The sequence below is a fragment of the Bradyrhizobium sp. RD5-C2 genome, from assembly GCF_019972155.1.
Lineage (GTDB): Bacteria > Pseudomonadota > Alphaproteobacteria > Rhizobiales > Xanthobacteraceae > Bradyrhizobium.
In genome coordinates, this window is record NZ_BOVL01000008.1 from 71,390 (window position 1) to 85,853 (window position 14,464).

The following is a 14,464-nucleotide window of genomic DNA, read 5'->3' on the forward strand; positions in this document are numbered from 1 at the left end:
CGCTGCTCTCCATGACCAACTCATTTGGACGCTGCGCGAATCTCTCAACCAAAAGATAACACTCCCGCTTGCCGGGCATAGCTAAAAAACGATTCTTGCTGGAACTATGAACAGGCTTGCGCAGCCACGAATCAATCAGGCGTCAATTGCCTACGAAAGGACCAAGCGTGTCGCCGATGTCGTGCCGGATCACGAGGTCGGCGATGTCGTCCTGATCGGTCGGCTCGTTGTTGATGATCACGAGCCGCGCGCCGCTCTCCTTCGCCATCATCGGAAAGCCTGCGGCGGGCCACACCACCAGCGACGAGCCGATCGCCAGGAACAGGTTGCAGTGCCTTGCGAGTTCCGCCGCGCGACGCATCGCATCCTCGGGCATCGACTGCCCGAACGAGATCGTCGCGGTCTTCACCGGATCGCCGCACGCCGCGCAATCGGGCGCAGCACCGATCTTGTCGAAGTGCAGCTTCACCCACGCAAAGTCGTAGTCCTTGCCGCACCCGATGCAGCGGGCATAGGTGGTGTTGCCGTGCAGCTCGATGACGTCATCGGCCTTGAAGCCCGACGCCTGATGCAGATTGTCGATGTTTTGGGTGATGATGCCGGGAACCTTGCCGGCCCGGTAGAGCGACGCGAGCGCGCGATGGCCGCGCCCCGGCTTGGCGGCCGCGAATGTCGGTTCCATCGCGAAGCGCCGGCGCCATGACTCGTCACGCGCCTCCTGACTGGCCACGAACTCGTCGAACGGAATCGGCCGGTTGCGCGTCCATAGCCCGCCGGGCGAGCGGAAGTCGGGAATGCCGCACTCGGTGGAGATACCCGCCCCGGTGAAGGGCACGATCGATGATGCCTCGGCAATCATGTTGCCGAGCCGCTCGGCGCCGCTGCGCAGATCTTTTGCAATCACTGGGAATGATCCGGTTGGTCGGCCGCGACTATAGCATGGTCGGAGCGATTGCGAGCTCGACATCACGCGAGCGATCGGCTGCGGTCAGCCGCCGCGATCGGACTGCGCGACCTGCTTCGCGGGCGCATCGGCTTCGTCGCTCCTCCGCTGCCCTTCTTCCGCTGCCTTGGCTTCATCACAATCCTGCAAAGCCTGCTCCGCATTGACGCCCAATTCACCGATGCCAATGCGCGACGGGGATAGGACCACGACGAAGAGGATGGGCAATGGCCGATCAGAAGGACAGTGCCGCGCGCGAGCGCGAAGAGATCGTCGCACGCATTGCCAATTTCAGGGCGACGCAGCAGAAGTTCGAGCGCGATCGCCAGGAATATTACGACAACACGCTCGGCAATGTCTGGAGCGGATTGCAGCGCAAGAGCGCTTGAGCTTGCGCGCGATCACACCATGACGCGTGATTGAAAAGCCCGGAGCGGTGTGCTCCGGGCTCGTCGCCGTTACCAGTAATGGCGGTAGTGGTGGTGCCGATAGTACGGACCGCGATAGTAGGCGTATCCGTCGTCGTAGTAGCCGTAGCGCGGGCCATAATAACCGTAGCCGGGCCCGTAGTAGTGTGGGCCGTACGCATAGGCGCCGGCCGCACCCGCGGCGAGCGCACCGGCGGCCAGACCGAACGCCAGGCCCGGGCCGATGCCGCGCGCTTGCGCCGGCGCGCTGACCATCGTTGCGCCCACCGTCGCGACCGTCGCCAAAACTGCCAATGTCCTTTTCATGGCCAACCTCCTCACTTGGTTATGTGCACCAACGCAGGCGCAAAAGGATGGTTGCTGCAAAACGCCTGTTCCGGTTCCGCAGCCATGCGATAGCGCAAAGCTACCATCGGTTAGCGGTGGAACAAAAACACAACCTCAATGATTAGGTTCGGTTGAGCGAGGTTGGCATCGATGCCGGCGTGGATGGAACTGCTGCTGAACGTGATGGGCTTTGCCGGCTTTATCGGCATCGCGATGTATCACAAGCATCCGAACGGGAAGCTGCCCGACTGAGCGCCGGGCGCGGCTCAGCTTGCCGATTGCGGTTTTGATGCCCCCTCTAGTTTGATTTCCTCTAGTTTGATTTCCTCTAGTTTGATTTCCGCGTCTCTCCCGCCGTGCGGACCAGCCGGTCCGCCTTAACGAGCACCTTGCCGCTCTCCGGCTGCGGCCGAAGCCAGAAACTGATCGCGACAAAGGCGGAACAGAGCAGCAGGCCCACCACCATCACGCGCCGGTGGGTCGGTCGGTCAGCGCTATGGAACGTTGGCGTCATGGCTGTCACCTGCAACCATCCCTACCGCAATCGCAGGTGGTGACAACGCAATGCTGCTCTTAACCTAACTAGGTAGGGTTAGCGGTGGCCCGGTAGGGCAGCGTTGCGATGCCTCACTTGTCGCGACATCCATCCACAACGATATCCCGCACTTGTCCGCAGCAAATCCACAGCCGCGGCAGATCATTTTGCCAAACAGAATGCGAAGCTTGCTGCGCACTCGTCCACAGCCTTGCCGCAATCAGGCATCCGCGAGGCGTTTCAGGGTTGCCTGGAAGCTCAGGCTGCGGGTTCCAACCAACACGGTCCCGAACACTTCGGCCTGGTCACCGCTGAAGGTACCGGAGAAGCCGCTCGTCACCTCTTGCCCTGCGAACAGCGGCCGGGCGAACGGATCGGAAAACGGAGAATGCTGATTGGTCCGGAGGTGCCCCTTCCAGGTGCCCTCGCCCGCCGTGTAGGCCCCGATCGACCAGAAATGCGGCCCGCCCCCGATCAGCAGGCCATCGCGAAGGATCAGGACGCCGCTGTCGCGGCCCCGCACGCCGTCCAACATAAGGATATGGATCGAATAAAGCCCGTTCCTCATCGATCGCGCCGTCCGGCCCCGCCGGCCCGCAGTATGCCGCCAAGCCGGGCGGCAGGCGAGCGGGCCGATCCCGCCCGGCCGCCGATTCGAGCCGAAAGCGCCGGTCCAGGCGCTTACAAATCGTTAAGAAAGCCCTGACAGGGTTCGACAGCCGGAGGGAGAGAGCCATGCTCGTTTACCCCGTACCTGTCGAAGTGACGCAAGCCAGAGTGCAGCTCGTCGTCGATCAGACGGCGAAGGAGCAGCCGCGCGTCATCAGCGAGGATGTGCTCGACGTCTTCGCTGCCAAGAACAAGGCCGATCGCGACGCCGTCGAGACCCTTCTCGACATCAAGGTGTGAGATCGCAACCGGCCAAAGGCGCTTGCATTGCACATTTGGCGGCGCGCCGGCGCATGTCGCGCGTGATCCGGACCCACCGCCGGGCCGGCCTCGAACGCCCCCGCAAAATCCCCCTCGCCGGACTTTTCCTTTGAACCTTTTACGCAGCGCCAAGACATAAATGCGCTGGGGATTTCAGGGCCCAGTGTTTGGCGCAGCGCTGTGGGACGAGGATATTCCGTCTACGCGGCGCTGTTGCATTTTATAAATTCAACCTTAAGTTTGGTCCCCAACAGTTGACGGCTCACGCCCTGAGAGATCCCCAGTCCGTCAGCTGGGAAAGCCCCGCATCCAGCCTGCGGGGCTTTCCATTTTCGGGATGCAGGAACCTGCCGCCGCGAGCACAGCGAGTTGGCTGGTTGCCGGCACGATCTCCCCAAGGCCGGCCGGGCATCAGACCTCGCGAGACCACGCGCGGGGCTTTGCTTTTTAGAGGATGTCCAACCTCGCGCGTCCTTGATTGGCAGTGATGGGCAATCGATGGGATAGAGGCCCGTGCCTCCAAGGCTCGACCACGAAAGCCCTGTCCCGGAATTTTCCTGGGCGGGGCTTTCTCGTATTGCGCGCGGCATCAGCATGTCACCGCTCGCTCGGTTGCGTCGGCTCGCGAAAGCTTGAGAGCGCAACCGCCCCGAACGGTCGGCAAAAGTGGTGCACGCCCCTGCCCCGCGCCGCGTTTTGCTGCTATTTCTTGGCGCGTCTCGCCCGAGCCAAAACAAAATCTCGCAATTCCCAGGAGGACAAGAAAATGCGCTATCTGCACACCATGCTGCGCGTCCGCAATCTCGATGTCGCGATGAAATTCTATCAGGACGCGCTGGGGCTGAAGGAAGTGCGCCGCATCGACAATGACAAGGGCCGCTTCACGCTGGTGTTTCTCTGCGCGGAGGAAGATCTCCATCTGCTCAAGTCGCTGCCGCAGAGCCGCGGCGCGCCGCTGGTCGAACTGACCTACAATTGGGACGAGGAGAAATACGGCGAGGACCGCCATTTCGGCCATCTCGCCTACGAGGTCGACGACATCTACGCGACCTGCGAGAAGCTGATGAAGATGGGCGTCACCATCAATCGTCCGCCGCGCGACGGCAACATGGCGTTCGTGCGCTCGCCCGACCTGCACTCGATCGAGATCCTGCAGAAGGGCGATCCGAAGGCGCCGGCCGAACCATGGGCCTCGATGCCGAACACCGGGCACTGGTAAACGCCGCGACCGCGCGCATGTTCCTAATCCGCGTTTCTCCATCGGTGAGACGCGGAGCGATCGCGAGGAACATGGCGCTCTGGTTGACGTTGCCTCCTCACACGAATGCGAGGAGGCGAGGAGATGGGAAAAGGACTTTTGCTTTGGCTGTTGGGTGTACCGATCCCGGTGATCATCGTGCTGTGGTTGCTGTTCGGTCACTGACTGCGCTTTGACTGAGATCGACGAGGCTCTGCCGCATCGCGGCGGAGCCTCTTTTTTGAACTCGGTACAATTCACCCCGCGCATTTCCCTGACGGTTCGGCTAAGAACGCGCGCAAAGCACAACAGCGGAAAGAAACGCGTGATGGACAGCAAGCCGCAACTGACGATCTGGGGCCGGCCAAATTCGGTCAATGTGCAGAAGGTGCTCTGGTGTCTCGCCGAGCTCGACGTCCCCTATCAGCGCATCGATGCCGGCATGCAGTTCGGCAAGAACGATCAGGCGGACTATCTCGCGATGAATCCGAATGGCCGCGTCCCGACGCTGGTCGACGGCGACTACGTGCTGTGGGAATCCAATTCAGTGATGCGCTATCTCTGCCTGGCCTACGGCCAGGGCTCGCCGGTGTATCCGCAGGCGCCGAAGGCGCGCGCCGCCGTTGACCGCTGGCTCGACTGGACGCTGTCGACGCTGCAACCGGTCGAGCGCCCGCTGTTCTGGGGACTGGTGCGCACGGCGCCGGAAAAGCGCGACATGGTGCAGAGCCAGAAGGACGCCGATGCCGCGGGCGTGGTGTGGCACGTCGTCGAGGCGCAGCTTGCAAGCCGCCGCTACGTCGAGGGCGATCAGTTCACGATCGCCGACATCGCGCTCGGCGCCTTTGCACGGCGCTGGTTCGGCGTCGAGGGCGTGACCAAGCCGAAGCTGCCCCATCTCGAACGCTGGTTCGGCGAGATCGCGCAGCGGCCGGCCTTCGTCCGCATCGTCGCGCCGCCGATGTCGTGAGCGGCAAGCCGCTCAGCGTCCGCTGGACACCCCGGCACCGACGCTGACGGCGCCACCGAGCTTCACGCAGGTGTCCGAGCCCTCGACCTTGACGAAGCCCGGTCCGTACGACGCGCAGGAATTGCTCCGCGTCACGGATTTCGACGGCAGGGATTTGCCGGCATCGGGCGGCGTCTGGAAGTTGCGGCGGTCGCCGGTTTGCGCGAACGCAGCGGCGGGAAGCAGGACGGCGATGATGGCGAAGCAGGTCTTGCGCATCCGGCCTTTTATCGCGCGCGGCCGGATCAGGCTAGCGTACGAATCTGACACCGAACGTCTTGCCCTTGCGCCAGACCACTTCGCAGGCGCGCCCGGTGCGGGCGTCGCGCGAAAACGCCAACCGCAGCTTGGCCGGCAGCGTGTTGTTGTCCTGCACGGTGATTTTTGCGCCCGACGAGGAAATGTCCTCGACCACGCAAGGCCGCGCGGCGAATCCGCCGTCGAGCGTGATCCAGCCGAATTGACGCAGCGATTTGCGCGTTTCGCGCTTCTTGGATCCCAAAGCCATCACATCATCCCCGGGCCCACGCCTATCGCCGCGGGCTTACCAAAGGGTTGCGAAAGATCGGCGGATTGCAGCAATCTAGACCTTGTGCACACCTGCACGGGCATAGCGGCGAGTTGGAGCCGCTTTCTTTCGCGCCATTTGCAGAACCGCATCCCAAAGCAAATCCAACATCCGAGCGTCAGCCCGGTGTCAGGCTTCGAGCCTATTCTCCGTTTCGGGAGGATACGCCATGCCGACTAGGCCCCGCCCTTCGTGGTCCGAAAAAGATAACCAGCTGCATGAGTTCCGACGACGCCCCTCGGACACATTTCGCTATTTCATTGAAATTCGGCCGCACCCGTGCTGCTTGCTTTGCGACGATTGCGGGTGGGTTTGTAGAAGCCATCCGGGCCAGCCTTGGAACGGCCCGGACGCTTGCACCTGCGGCGCATCGGGCGTGCCATGCCCTACCTGCAATCGACTAGCAGATCGGCGGAAGCGTTGAAGAACAGCCTTCGAAACCGCGTGCTCAACACGCCGGGACAGTCGCTTCCCTGAGATGGCAGAGACGGCTCTTAGGAACCTTCTGCGAGTCCGAGAGTTACTGAGACGCTTGCTGACCTCATCCGCCCCCAAGGCGGTCGGCAACACCAAACCCCGCCCCGCGAAGGCGGGGTTCTATTTTGCACTTACTCGTTGCCGCCGAGACTTACCCCCGGCTGGGGGATTTCAGGGCCCAGTGTTCAGGCCAGCGTCGCGAGACGAGCATACTCCGTCTCAGCGACGCTGTTGCTTCTGCGGCCGGTACGGATGGCGAGTCCGACTCAGATCCCCAGTTCGTGAGCTGGAAGAAACCCCGCCCTCGCTGGGTTTTCTAGGATTGTCGGGATTCAGTCGGGGCACTTCCTTGGGAAGACCAATTGTTCGAACTGGGGCTAGTACTGCTGAACGGCTTGGCTATGCATGTTGAGATCATTAGCAGTTAGCGGCTTTGCCCTTTCATGCCTCCCGCGCAATCACTCCGATTGACTGACATAGATCGAATACGACTCCTCGTATGTCGCCTGAAACAAGGGAACGGGAGACCATCAGGGATGAGTTTCTCCAGTTTGCAGCTAGTCAATCGTTCTCGACGAGTGCCCGACATGTTCCAAATGGAATAACTCCATCCCTGTAGGGGTTGGAAGCCGTAGGAGGTCGAATGGAAAATGGAAGCGAATGCCCGCCTTCAAGGCCGTGGTGAGGCTGCGTGCCAAGCCTGACACTCGCTGAGGCGGCGAGTATCGGGGCCTGTATTTGGGCCGTGGTATTCGCGGTCCACGTCATTGCAGTGTTGATTTATTTTCGGCTCGACCGGGATAAGGGGCCTCGGGAGCGTCGCAATCCGGGATGGTTGGCTGCTCTTGGCATGTTGGCTTACTTGCCAATCTTGGTGCCACTCACGGTCCTCGGCTTCATTTTTCGATGTCTGATTGATTGGCCGGTCAACGGGTTAATCAAACTGTTTCGGCGAAGGTCCGAGATTAAAAGCTGAACTTGAGCAGTCAGGCCCTAGCCGGCGGCGTCGGCCATTCGTTCGGTAGATGCGCCCGGGGGCGGGAAAGTCTCGCGGGGTCAAAAGAAGCAGGTTTTTTCACGCACTTGCACGATGGCGCTCCCTAGCGGCGCGGGCGACCTCCCCGGCGATGCTGTTGATATCTTGGGATAATTCGTAATTTGTTGACTTCTAGCCGCCACTCCTCGGATGTTGGCGTGCAACAAAACGTCCAACAGGGTCCGATGCCGGAGCGTCTCACCAAGCGAAAAGGGTACTGGCATTTCGTGCGGCGGGTACCGCCCGAATTCGCTGCGGTTGACCCTCGCGGGATCGTCAAACAATCGACCAAGATCCGCGTTGGGGACGATCGGTCAGGCATTCGCGCCGGCCGGATCGCAGATCAGCTCAATATCGACCTTGAGGCGTTCTGGAGGGCAGCCGCGGGCCAGGGAACGCGGGACGCCATCGTCGCGCTCGAGGACGCCCGGCACCGGGCGCAGGCCCTGCAGCTCACCTACAGGCCGGTCGACGACGTCGCGCGGGAGGCCCTCGCGGAGATCCTCCGCCGGATCGATGCCCTCGCGGTGGGCGATCGGCGGCATGACCCTGCTACGGCCGCAGCAACCCTCGGCGGCGTCGACCTGCCCGAGATCATGCTGTCCGGTCTGTGCGATGAGTTCGAGGTCGCCAAGAAAACGACGATCGCCAGGATGTCGGCCGGTCAGTTCAAGAAATGGAAGAACGGCAAGAAACGCGCAATCGACCTGCTCATCACCGTGATCGGCGACAAGGCCATAACGCGGCTGACGCGCGACGACGTCCTGAAATTTACCGACCACTGGACCGAGCGCGTGGTCGACGGTGAGGTTCTGGCCGCGACGGCCAATCGCAACCTGACGCACATCACCGGTATGCTGTCGGCCGTCTCCAAACGTCATAGGCTCAATCTGGATCGTGTATTCGTCGGCGCCAGGCTTGAGGGTGACGCGTCGCGGCCTCGGCCGCCCTTCTCGCCCTGGTGGATTGTCAACCGGCTTTTGGCGGCCGGCGCGCTGGAGACCATGAACAACGAGGAGCGCGCGGTGGTCATGGTGATGATCAATACCGGCGCCCGGCCGAGCGAGATCATCAACCTGCGCCGGCGGCATATCGTCCTGGACGCACCAATCCCGCACATCCGCGTCCGGCCAGACGATCGCGTTCTGAAAACAACCTTCTCCGATCGCGACATCCCGTTGATCGGGATCTCGCTCGAGGCGATGCGGCAATTTCCTGACGGCTTCCCGCACTATCGCGACAAGGGCGACACCCTGTCGGCCGCAGTCAATGCGTACTTCTCTGACCACGGCCTGCGCGAGACCGAGAGCCACACACTCTACTCACTGCGGCACGGCTTCAAAGACCGCCTGCGCAGCGTCGAGACGCCGGACGAGCTCAAGGACGAGTTGATGGGCCACGACACCAAGAAGCCCAAATACGGCGACGGTCACGGGCTCGACCTGAAGCAGAAGTACATCCAGCTGATCGCGCTGGCGCCTGGAATGCAGGTTCCCGCTCCGCTTCAATTGATCGCGGCGTCAGGCTAAGCGTCCATAGTCAAGTCCGCGGCGACCATTCGATGAGGCGAGCCGTTGGGCTTCCGCCAGGGTCAATAGGTCTCTCAGGCGTTGCCCGGCGTGCCGCCCCAGGCGCGAGCTACCGCGCGCAGCCGCTCGCCGACCAGCCGATGCCGCTCCAGCAGCTCTATGAACCGTGTCTGGGCCTGCTCGATCGTTATGTCACCGCTCTCGACCAGCCCTTTCAGCCCGTCCATTTCGGCAAAGATGACGTCGCTTTCGGCTTGAGCCTTGTCAAGTTCAGGTTCGCCCCATTGCTTGTGATCCTTCTTGTCAATCATTGCGACGACTCCTCGTGCACTCTTGACGTAGCTCGTTACCGGAGTTTTTGTGGTCGATTGATTTGGATGACCATGACAGTTGCAGAGAAGATCATTCGCGCCGTTCGCGAACACCCGGGCCTGACTGAGCGTCAACTCGCCGACCGCATCTTTGGAGAGAACGCAGCGATCCAGCGCGTTAATCCAACATGCCGAAAACTCGTCACGCAGGGCCTGCTGCTGCGCCAGGGAAAGGGATGGAGCGGCGATCCGTTTCGATATCACCCGGCAACGCGGCCTCGATAGACCGAACGCCCGGCGTACTTTTTCAGCGGGTACAGCCGCCTCCCAGCCCGCGGAGATGCTTGACGATCGGGCCATCCGCCCGGACCGAGCCCGGTCATCCCCGCTTTTTGCCCGATTTCTTCTTGGCCGTTATTACTTCGGCCTGACTGCGAAAGGCTCTTGCCAACGCCAAAAGGCTTTCGGCGGCCTCACTATCAGAGATCGCCCGCGCTGCGCGTTCGGCCTTATCGGCCTGCTTGCGTAGGGATTTCGTCTCCTTGACCATCAGCTAATCCTAATGGGGCACATATTCGTAGGCGACGAATGCTCCGAGCCCGATCATGGCAACTAGTACAGCGATTGCGAGAAAAGACTGTGGGCGCATCGCGTCCTCCACGGCCAGTTAGCGGACTGCTTTTACCGCAAAAAGGGTCCAGCTTCAAAACGTGTTGCTATATATTGAAGCCGGCCGCCGCCTAAATCTCCTCCCAGCACGACCCGCAAGGTACCACGCGCACGGCATCGTTCGATTTGAACACGTCCAGAATTCAATATACCACTGCTCGCGCCGTCGGGGAGGAGCAGATGAAATTGCGCAAATTTGGCTTGGTGCTCTCAATCCTGGCTTATGTCGCAGCGGCACAGGCCGAGCCAGCCGCAACAATTACTGTGGCCTCCACGACTTCGACGGAACAGTCTGGCCTGTTCGGATATCTCCTGCCGCACTTCACCGAGGCCACGAACATTGTCGTAAAAGTTGTCGCAGTCGGTACCGGCCAGGCGCTGGACATCGGGCGACGAGGCGATGTCGACGTCGTGTTCGTTCACGACAGGCCGGCCGAAGACAAGTTCATGTCCGAAGGCCAAGGCGTGAAGCGCTTCGACGTCATGTATAATGACTTCGTCATCGTCGGACCGAAATCTGATCCGGCCCACGTCGCGGGTGACAAAGATGTTGTCGAAGCACTGCGCAAGATTGCCGCCGCGAAAGCACCCTTCATATCGCGTGGCGACCGCTCCGGAACGCACGAGGCCGAGCTTCGGCTGTGGAAGCAGGCGGGCATCGACGTGGCGGCCGTGAAGGCCGACTGGTATCGCGAGATCGGTCAGGGCATGGGACCGGCGCTCAACATGGCATCGTCATCGAACGCCTATCTGCTGTCCGACCGGGGTACATGGCTGTCTTTCAAGAACCGCGGCGAGTTAGCCATTCTTACCGAAGGCGACAAGCGACTCTTCAACCAATATGGCGTGATGCTGGTGAACCCCGAAAAGCATCCCGCGGTTAAGGCCAAAGAAGGTCAGGCCTTCATCGACTGGCTGATCTCGCCAATGGGCCAGCAGAGCATCGCCAGTTACAAGGTCGCTGGTGAACAGCTATTTTTCCCCGACGCGCCCCACTAGCAAAAACGCAACCGTCGAGACCGCGAGGCTGAGCGCCAGCAAAATCAGACCCAAGCCCAGCGCCAGCGGCAGATCGCCCTTGCTGGTTTCAAGCGCGATGGCGGTCGTCATCGTCCGTGTGTAGCCGCGAATATTACCGCCGACGATGATGATGGCGCCGACCTCCGCGATGGCCCTTCCGAAAGCTGCGAGGAACGCTGTTAGCAGCGATGCGCGGCCGAGCGCGAACAACAACGCGATGCTGCGCGACCGTGACAGACCGTCGACGCGCGCAAGGTCAGCGTATTCTGCCCACAGCAGCGTCGACGGCCTATGCACCAGCGCCACCACAATCGGCGCGGCAAGCAGGGATTGGGCCATGATCATTGCAGTGGGCGTGAACAGGAGGCCGCCTGACCCGAGCGGACCGGAGCGCGACAGCAACATATACAGAGCGAGGCCGACCACGACCGGCGGCAGCCCGAGAAAGGCATTGGTGAGCACGATGATCGCCTGGTGGCCGCGAAACTTCGTGATCGCCAGCCACGCGCCGAATGGTGCGCCGACAATCAGCGCGACGATGCTCGCCGATAGGCTTATGCGCAATGACAGCGCGACGATTCCAAGGAGTTCTGGGTCGAGGCCGCCAATCAGTAGGATTGCAGTACTGATGGATTCCACGAAGTCATTCATTACAAGCACCGACGCATCAAGACAATCAGCGGCCCGGCCGCGTTCCGTAAGCACGCGCCGGGCCTGACCAGCGGCTGCGGGAGCGCCGCACGACCGTCTGGCTAGGGCTAGTATGAGACACGTCGGCGGCGGCGAAAAGGCAGGCGAACGGCTGGGGTCTGAGCAACGTCCAATTGACCAACTTCTAGCGCGGCGCCGAGGCCAGTCGACAACCTCTAGCGACTTCCCGCCCGCCCGATTCAGCGGGAGAATGGACGCGATGGCTTCGAAACACCACCCCACTTCTCTCTCGGGCGATGTTTGGCGCGCCATCCGGTGCACTTCCGGTGCAATCGTTCCATGCCATTTTGGGGTATGGCCGCCCTCTACAGGAACAAGTGTTCACTTTGTAACTTAGCCATTACCGCATTGGCGCGGCAGGAGGATGGGGCATGCTAGAGCAACCGGTATTGCTGATCCTCGTGGTTGAGGACGAAGTATTTATTCAAGAGCTAGTCGAGGAAGCCTTGGCCGACGGAGGTTTTAAAACAGAATCTGTTTCATCTGGGGAAAAGGCGATCGCCCTCCTCGAAAATGACCAGCAAGAATACCGAGCCCTCATCACTGACATTCATTTGCCTGGTGCTCTCTCCGGTTGGGATGTCGCGAGGCGCGCAAGAGAGCTTAATGGGCAAATGCCCGTGGTCTACATGACCTCAGGCGCAGCCGATGAGTGGGCCGCGCAGGGAGTACCAAACAGCATCATTCTGCAAAAGCCTTTCGCGCTCGCGCAGGTCGTGACGGCGATCTCCCAACTACTGAACCAGGTACCCCCGACGCAAGAGTAAGGCCTGTTGGCGGCCTTCAGCCTAGGTAAAGGTCGCGCAGTTATCGGGAACGTCGCAAGGTTCATCAAAGGCGCGCCCTGCCACCGTGCCCTCTGGATACTGGCCCCCGACAAAAGCTTTGATGCGGTCTCGCGGATTTGGTGCGGACCACGCGGAACATTTGCACTGGCAAGTAACGTTCGCCTGGTCGAGTGCAGGTGCTGGCGGTGAACCTGAGCGGGTCGGTTTCCCTTAGCTGCCCGGTGGTTCACCTGGGACGACAGAACCAAATGCATACCGCAACCCGGCACGGGCCCTCACAGCAGCCCGAGCCGCTCTCGATTTTTTTTTGCAAGCCCTCTTGACACCATCAATTTCTAATTTATTTCCTCGCTCGTCGGTCCGGTTAGGGTCGATGTCTGGACGCCAATCGGGTCCAGGCGTAACGGGCACCGGTCGTGTCCGGTGCTTCTCATACCCATCTTGCTCTTTGGAGGATTTGGCTATGCGCACGTACGACTTCTCTCCCCTTTTCCGGTCGACGATTGGGTTCGACCGTCTCTTCGATCTGGCCGAAACCGCCCAGCGCGCCACCGAAGATAACTACCCCCCCTACAACATCGAACGACTTGCCGATGATCGCTACCAGATCGCGCTCGCAGTCGCGGGCTTCTCGCCGGACGAGATCTCGGTGACCGCCGAGCAGAACGTCCTGACAATCGAGGGCAACAAGGTCGAGAAAGCAGACAGTGACTATCTCTATCAGGGCATCTCGACCCGGCGATTCAGGCGGCAATTTAGCTTGGCAGACCATGTTCTGGTCAAGCACGCCGCGTTCGACAACGGTCTGCTCAAGATCGAGCTGGCGCGCGAAATTCCAGAAGCCATGAAGCCGCGGCGGATTGCGATCAACGCGACGCCGAGCCGGCCGCAACAGCTCGAATCCGCTGCAGCCTGAACGGCGACAAGCCGCGTCCGGGTCTGCCGCACGCGGCTTCAACCATCCCATTCTCGTCTTAGAACGGAGGCAAACATGCGGCCGACGACCGCGAATGTTAGTTTCTTGAATGTATCTGGTCGACGCGATGCGCGGTTCAATCATCCCCTGGATGTCGTGGCGGATTTATCCCTGACCACGGAAGAAAAACGCGCTCTGTTGGCGTCCTGGGCGTCGGATGCTGCTACGGTTCCCTCCCGACCAGGCTTGCGGGCTCCACGCGATCTAAGATCACCAGTCGGGATCGACGCAATTCTTGACGCACTACGTCGCCTCGACAGCGATCCTGATCATCCGCCAGGAGGCAAGCCCTACCGACTTCGCTCAACCGCGCGGCCGCTAGCGGCTTAGGAGGCAGGCATGAACGACATCAACCTCCCAAAACACGTCGTCGACAGAATCGAGGCCCGCTGGTGTGCCCGACAAGCCTCAACAAAGGGCGAGTTCGTCGACCGCCAGCTCGAACAGCTGCGGGCGCATCGCAACAACATCCGGCGATATCAATGGCTACTCAGCACGAAGCTGAACGACCTTGAGCGCAATTACATCGAACGACGCCTGTCCGAGGAATCAACTGCAATTGAAAATCTGGTAGGTGACATTCCTCCTCTCGGCCGTGAGCAGCCGCTGCTCGACGTCGGCCTTGGATCAAAAAGGGCGTAACCATGAGCACGACGCAATTTCTGATACAGGGAAGCCAGAAGATAATCGGTCACTATCGGTTTTTGCTCGACACGGCGAAAACGCAGCAGGAGCAGAAGGAGTTGGCGAAGAGGATAGATGAAGAGAATCGAAACCTGGAACGACTGCTTGCTGATCTTGCTCGGCCAGCGCAAGCGGCCTGATCGCTCGTAGTCAATCCGGTGGCAACTTAGAGGGCGAGGCTCAGATCATGAGAACGCCAATATCGGCGAGGGACCTGGAATTAATCGCTTTGCGCGAGATTCGCAGCTTTCCCGGCGGCGAATATGTTTGCCATGTGGAAGTTATT

At 60.9% G+C, this 14,464-nt stretch carries 21 protein-coding genes; 11 read left to right on the forward strand and 10 right to left on the reverse strand.

Features of this window, described 5'->3' with window-relative positions:
- Positions 1-142: 142 nt before the first annotated feature.
- Both BraRD5C2_RS07945 and BraRD5C2_RS07950 read right to left on the reverse strand, forming a co-directional pair.
- The gene (locus BraRD5C2_RS07945; RefSeq protein WP_223967731.1) at positions 143-904 is read right to left on the reverse strand and encodes an SIR2 family NAD-dependent protein deacylase; all 762 of its coding nucleotides are present in this window, start codon (positions 902-904) and stop codon (positions 143-145) included.
- 84 nt (positions 905-988) lie between these two features.
- Positions 989-1,171 (reverse strand): hypothetical protein, encoded by a 183-nt coding sequence (locus BraRD5C2_RS07950; protein WP_223967732.1) that lies wholly within the window; start codon positions 1,169-1,171, stop codon positions 989-991.
- Between BraRD5C2_RS07950 and BraRD5C2_RS07955 the strand changes: the two genes are divergently transcribed.
- Positions 1,171-1,332 carry a hypothetical protein gene (locus BraRD5C2_RS07955; RefSeq protein WP_223967733.1) on the forward strand — a complete coding sequence of 54 codons (162 nt, stop codon included), beginning with the start codon at positions 1,171-1,173 and terminating at the stop codon, positions 1,330-1,332. The two genes, BraRD5C2_RS07950 and BraRD5C2_RS07955, sit on opposite strands and share 1 nt — an antisense overlap.
- Before the next feature lie 69 nt (positions 1,333-1,401).
- Here the strand turns inward: BraRD5C2_RS07955 and BraRD5C2_RS07960 are convergent, their stop codons facing one another.
- From BraRD5C2_RS07960 to BraRD5C2_RS07970, 3 genes are all read right to left on the reverse strand, one after another.
- Positions 1,402-1,677 carry a hypothetical protein gene (locus BraRD5C2_RS07960; RefSeq protein WP_223967734.1) on the reverse strand — a complete coding sequence of 92 codons (276 nt, stop codon included), beginning with the start codon at positions 1,675-1,677 and terminating at the stop codon, positions 1,402-1,404.
- Between the two features lie 349 nt (positions 1,678-2,026).
- Positions 2,027-2,212, reverse strand: coding sequence for a hypothetical protein (locus BraRD5C2_RS07965; protein WP_223967735.1), 186 nt, complete (start codon positions 2,210-2,212; stop codon positions 2,027-2,029).
- 241 nt (positions 2,213-2,453) lie between these two features.
- The gene (locus BraRD5C2_RS07970; RefSeq protein ID WP_223967736.1) at positions 2,454-2,801 is read right to left on the reverse strand and encodes a GrlR family regulatory protein; all 348 of its coding nucleotides are present in this window, start codon (positions 2,799-2,801) and stop codon (positions 2,454-2,456) included.
- Between the two features lie 167 nt (positions 2,802-2,968).
- Between BraRD5C2_RS07970 and BraRD5C2_RS07975 the strand changes: the two genes are divergently transcribed.
- From BraRD5C2_RS07975 to BraRD5C2_RS07985, 3 genes are all read left to right on the forward strand, one after another.
- Positions 2,969-3,142, forward strand: coding sequence for a hypothetical protein (locus tag BraRD5C2_RS07975; RefSeq protein WP_223967737.1), 174 nt, complete (start codon positions 2,969-2,971; stop codon positions 3,140-3,142).
- Positions 3,143-3,929: 787 nt separating this feature from the next.
- On the forward strand, positions 3,930-4,382 hold the full coding sequence (locus tag BraRD5C2_RS07980; protein WP_097672220.1) for a VOC family protein: 453 nt from the start codon (positions 3,930-3,932) through the stop codon (positions 4,380-4,382).
- Positions 4,383-4,728: 346 nt separating this feature from the next.
- Positions 4,729-5,370, forward strand: coding sequence for a glutathione S-transferase family protein (locus BraRD5C2_RS07985; protein WP_223967738.1), 642 nt, complete (start codon positions 4,729-4,731; stop codon positions 5,368-5,370).
- A gap of 12 nt (positions 5,371-5,382) precedes the next feature.
- On the opposite strand, the gene BraRD5C2_RS07990 is transcribed toward BraRD5C2_RS07985, so the two are convergent.
- On the reverse strand, positions 5,383-5,628 hold the full coding sequence (locus tag BraRD5C2_RS07990) for a hypothetical protein (RefSeq protein ID WP_223967739.1): 246 nt from the start codon (positions 5,626-5,628) through the stop codon (positions 5,383-5,385).
- A gap of 31 nt (positions 5,629-5,659) precedes the next feature.
- Positions 5,660-5,917, reverse strand: coding sequence for a PilZ domain-containing protein (locus BraRD5C2_RS07995; protein ID WP_223967740.1), 258 nt, complete (start codon positions 5,915-5,917; stop codon positions 5,660-5,662).
- A gap of 1,731 nt (positions 5,918-7,648) precedes the next feature.
- Here BraRD5C2_RS07995 and BraRD5C2_RS08000 point away from each other — a divergent pair.
- A complete protein-coding gene (locus BraRD5C2_RS08000; protein WP_223967741.1) occupies positions 7,649-9,019 on the forward strand; it encodes a site-specific integrase in 1,371 nt (456 codons plus the stop codon).
- A gap of 74 nt (positions 9,020-9,093) precedes the next feature.
- Here the strand turns inward: BraRD5C2_RS08000 and BraRD5C2_RS08005 are convergent, their stop codons facing one another.
- Positions 9,094-9,330, reverse strand: a complete 237-nt coding sequence (locus BraRD5C2_RS08005) for a hypothetical protein (RefSeq protein WP_223967742.1) — start codon at positions 9,328-9,330, stop codon at positions 9,094-9,096.
- Between the two features lie 66 nt (positions 9,331-9,396).
- Here BraRD5C2_RS08005 and BraRD5C2_RS08010 point away from each other — a divergent pair, with 66 nt between their 5' ends.
- The gene (locus BraRD5C2_RS08010) at positions 9,397-9,615 is read left to right on the forward strand and encodes a hypothetical protein (RefSeq protein WP_223967743.1); all 219 of its coding nucleotides are present in this window, start codon (positions 9,397-9,399) and stop codon (positions 9,613-9,615) included.
- A gap of 94 nt (positions 9,616-9,709) precedes the next feature.
- Here BraRD5C2_RS08010 and BraRD5C2_RS08015 read toward each other — a convergent pair whose 3' ends face one another.
- Positions 9,710-9,880 carry a hypothetical protein gene (locus BraRD5C2_RS08015; RefSeq protein WP_223967744.1) on the reverse strand — a complete coding sequence of 57 codons (171 nt, stop codon included), beginning with the start codon at positions 9,878-9,880 and terminating at the stop codon, positions 9,710-9,712.
- Positions 9,881-10,179: 299 nt separating this feature from the next.
- Here BraRD5C2_RS08015 and BraRD5C2_RS08020 point away from each other — a divergent pair, with 299 nt between their 5' ends.
- A complete protein-coding gene (locus tag BraRD5C2_RS08020; RefSeq protein WP_223967745.1) occupies positions 10,180-10,998 on the forward strand; it encodes an ABC transporter substrate-binding protein in 819 nt (272 codons plus the stop codon).
- On the opposite strand, the gene BraRD5C2_RS08025 is transcribed toward BraRD5C2_RS08020, so the two are convergent.
- Entirely contained in the window at positions 10,972-11,670 is a 699-nt protein-coding gene (locus BraRD5C2_RS08025; RefSeq protein ID WP_223967746.1) for an ABC transporter permease, read from the reverse strand. The two genes, BraRD5C2_RS08020 and BraRD5C2_RS08025, sit on opposite strands and share 27 nt — an antisense overlap.
- Positions 11,671-12,101: 431 nt before the next feature.
- Here BraRD5C2_RS08025 and BraRD5C2_RS08030 point away from each other — a divergent pair, with 431 nt between their 5' ends.
- The 4 genes from BraRD5C2_RS08030 (at position 12,102) to BraRD5C2_RS08050 (ending at position 14,318) form a co-directional block, all read left to right on the forward strand.
- Positions 12,102-12,497, forward strand: coding sequence for a response regulator (locus BraRD5C2_RS08030; protein WP_223967747.1), 396 nt, complete (start codon positions 12,102-12,104; stop codon positions 12,495-12,497).
- Between the two features lie 484 nt (positions 12,498-12,981).
- A complete protein-coding gene (locus BraRD5C2_RS08035) occupies positions 12,982-13,434 on the forward strand; it encodes an Hsp20 family protein (protein WP_223967748.1) in 453 nt (150 codons plus the stop codon).
- A 399-nt stretch (positions 13,435-13,833) separates the two neighbouring features.
- The gene (locus BraRD5C2_RS08045) at positions 13,834-14,136 is read left to right on the forward strand and encodes a hypothetical protein (RefSeq protein ID WP_223967750.1); all 303 of its coding nucleotides are present in this window, start codon (positions 13,834-13,836) and stop codon (positions 14,134-14,136) included.
- A gap of 2 nt (positions 14,137-14,138) precedes the next feature.
- Positions 14,139-14,318 carry a hypothetical protein gene (locus BraRD5C2_RS08050; RefSeq protein WP_223967751.1) on the forward strand — a complete coding sequence of 60 codons (180 nt, stop codon included), beginning with the start codon at positions 14,139-14,141 and terminating at the stop codon, positions 14,316-14,318.
- Positions 14,319-14,464 lie beyond the last annotated feature (146 nt).

Excerpts from the sequence above, each read along its gene's own strand:
- BraRD5C2_RS07995 (WP_223967740.1), bottom strand. The coding sequence starts at position 5,917 with ATGGCTTTGGGATCCAAGAAGCGCGAAACGCGCAAATCGCTGCGTCAA.
- BraRD5C2_RS07980 (WP_097672220.1), top strand. The coding sequence starts at position 3,930 with ATGCGCTATCTGCACACCATGCTGCGCGTCCGCAATCTCGATGTCGCG.
- BraRD5C2_RS08010 (WP_223967743.1), top strand. The coding sequence starts at position 9,397 with ATGACCATGACAGTTGCAGAGAAGATCATTCGCGCCGTTCGCGAACAC.
- BraRD5C2_RS08020 (WP_223967745.1), top strand. The coding sequence starts at position 10,180 with ATGAAATTGCGCAAATTTGGCTTGGTGCTCTCAATCCTGGCTTATGTC.
- BraRD5C2_RS07990 (WP_223967739.1), bottom strand. The coding sequence starts at position 5,628 with ATGCGCAAGACCTGCTTCGCCATCATCGCCGTCCTGCTTCCCGCCGCT.
- BraRD5C2_RS07975 (WP_223967737.1), top strand. The coding sequence starts at position 2,969 with ATGCTCGTTTACCCCGTACCTGTCGAAGTGACGCAAGCCAGAGTGCAG.
- BraRD5C2_RS08015 (WP_223967744.1), bottom strand. The coding sequence starts at position 9,880 with ATGGTCAAGGAGACGAAATCCCTACGCAAGCAGGCCGATAAGGCCGAA.
- BraRD5C2_RS08050 (WP_223967751.1), top strand. The coding sequence starts at position 14,139 with ATGAGCACGACGCAATTTCTGATACAGGGAAGCCAGAAGATAATCGGT.
- BraRD5C2_RS08025 (WP_223967746.1), bottom strand. The coding sequence starts at position 11,670 with ATGAATGACTTCGTGGAATCCATCAGTACTGCAATCCTACTGATTGGC.
- BraRD5C2_RS08005 (WP_223967742.1), bottom strand. The coding sequence starts at position 9,330 with ATGATTGACAAGAAGGATCACAAGCAATGGGGCGAACCTGAACTTGAC.
- BraRD5C2_RS07955 (WP_223967733.1), top strand. The coding sequence starts at position 1,171 with ATGGCCGATCAGAAGGACAGTGCCGCGCGCGAGCGCGAAGAGATCGTC.
- BraRD5C2_RS07960 (WP_223967734.1), bottom strand. The coding sequence starts at position 1,677 with ATGAAAAGGACATTGGCAGTTTTGGCGACGGTCGCGACGGTGGGCGCA.
- BraRD5C2_RS07970 (WP_223967736.1), bottom strand. The coding sequence starts at position 2,801 with ATGAGGAACGGGCTTTATTCGATCCATATCCTTATGTTGGACGGCGTG.
- BraRD5C2_RS07985 (WP_223967738.1), top strand. The coding sequence starts at position 4,729 with ATGGACAGCAAGCCGCAACTGACGATCTGGGGCCGGCCAAATTCGGTC.
- BraRD5C2_RS08045 (WP_223967750.1), top strand. The coding sequence starts at position 13,834 with ATGAACGACATCAACCTCCCAAAACACGTCGTCGACAGAATCGAGGCC.
- BraRD5C2_RS08030 (WP_223967747.1), top strand. The coding sequence starts at position 12,102 with ATGCTAGAGCAACCGGTATTGCTGATCCTCGTGGTTGAGGACGAAGTA.
- BraRD5C2_RS08035 (WP_223967748.1), top strand. The coding sequence starts at position 12,982 with ATGCGCACGTACGACTTCTCTCCCCTTTTCCGGTCGACGATTGGGTTC.
- BraRD5C2_RS07965 (WP_223967735.1), bottom strand. The coding sequence starts at position 2,212 with ATGACGCCAACGTTCCATAGCGCTGACCGACCGACCCACCGGCGCGTG.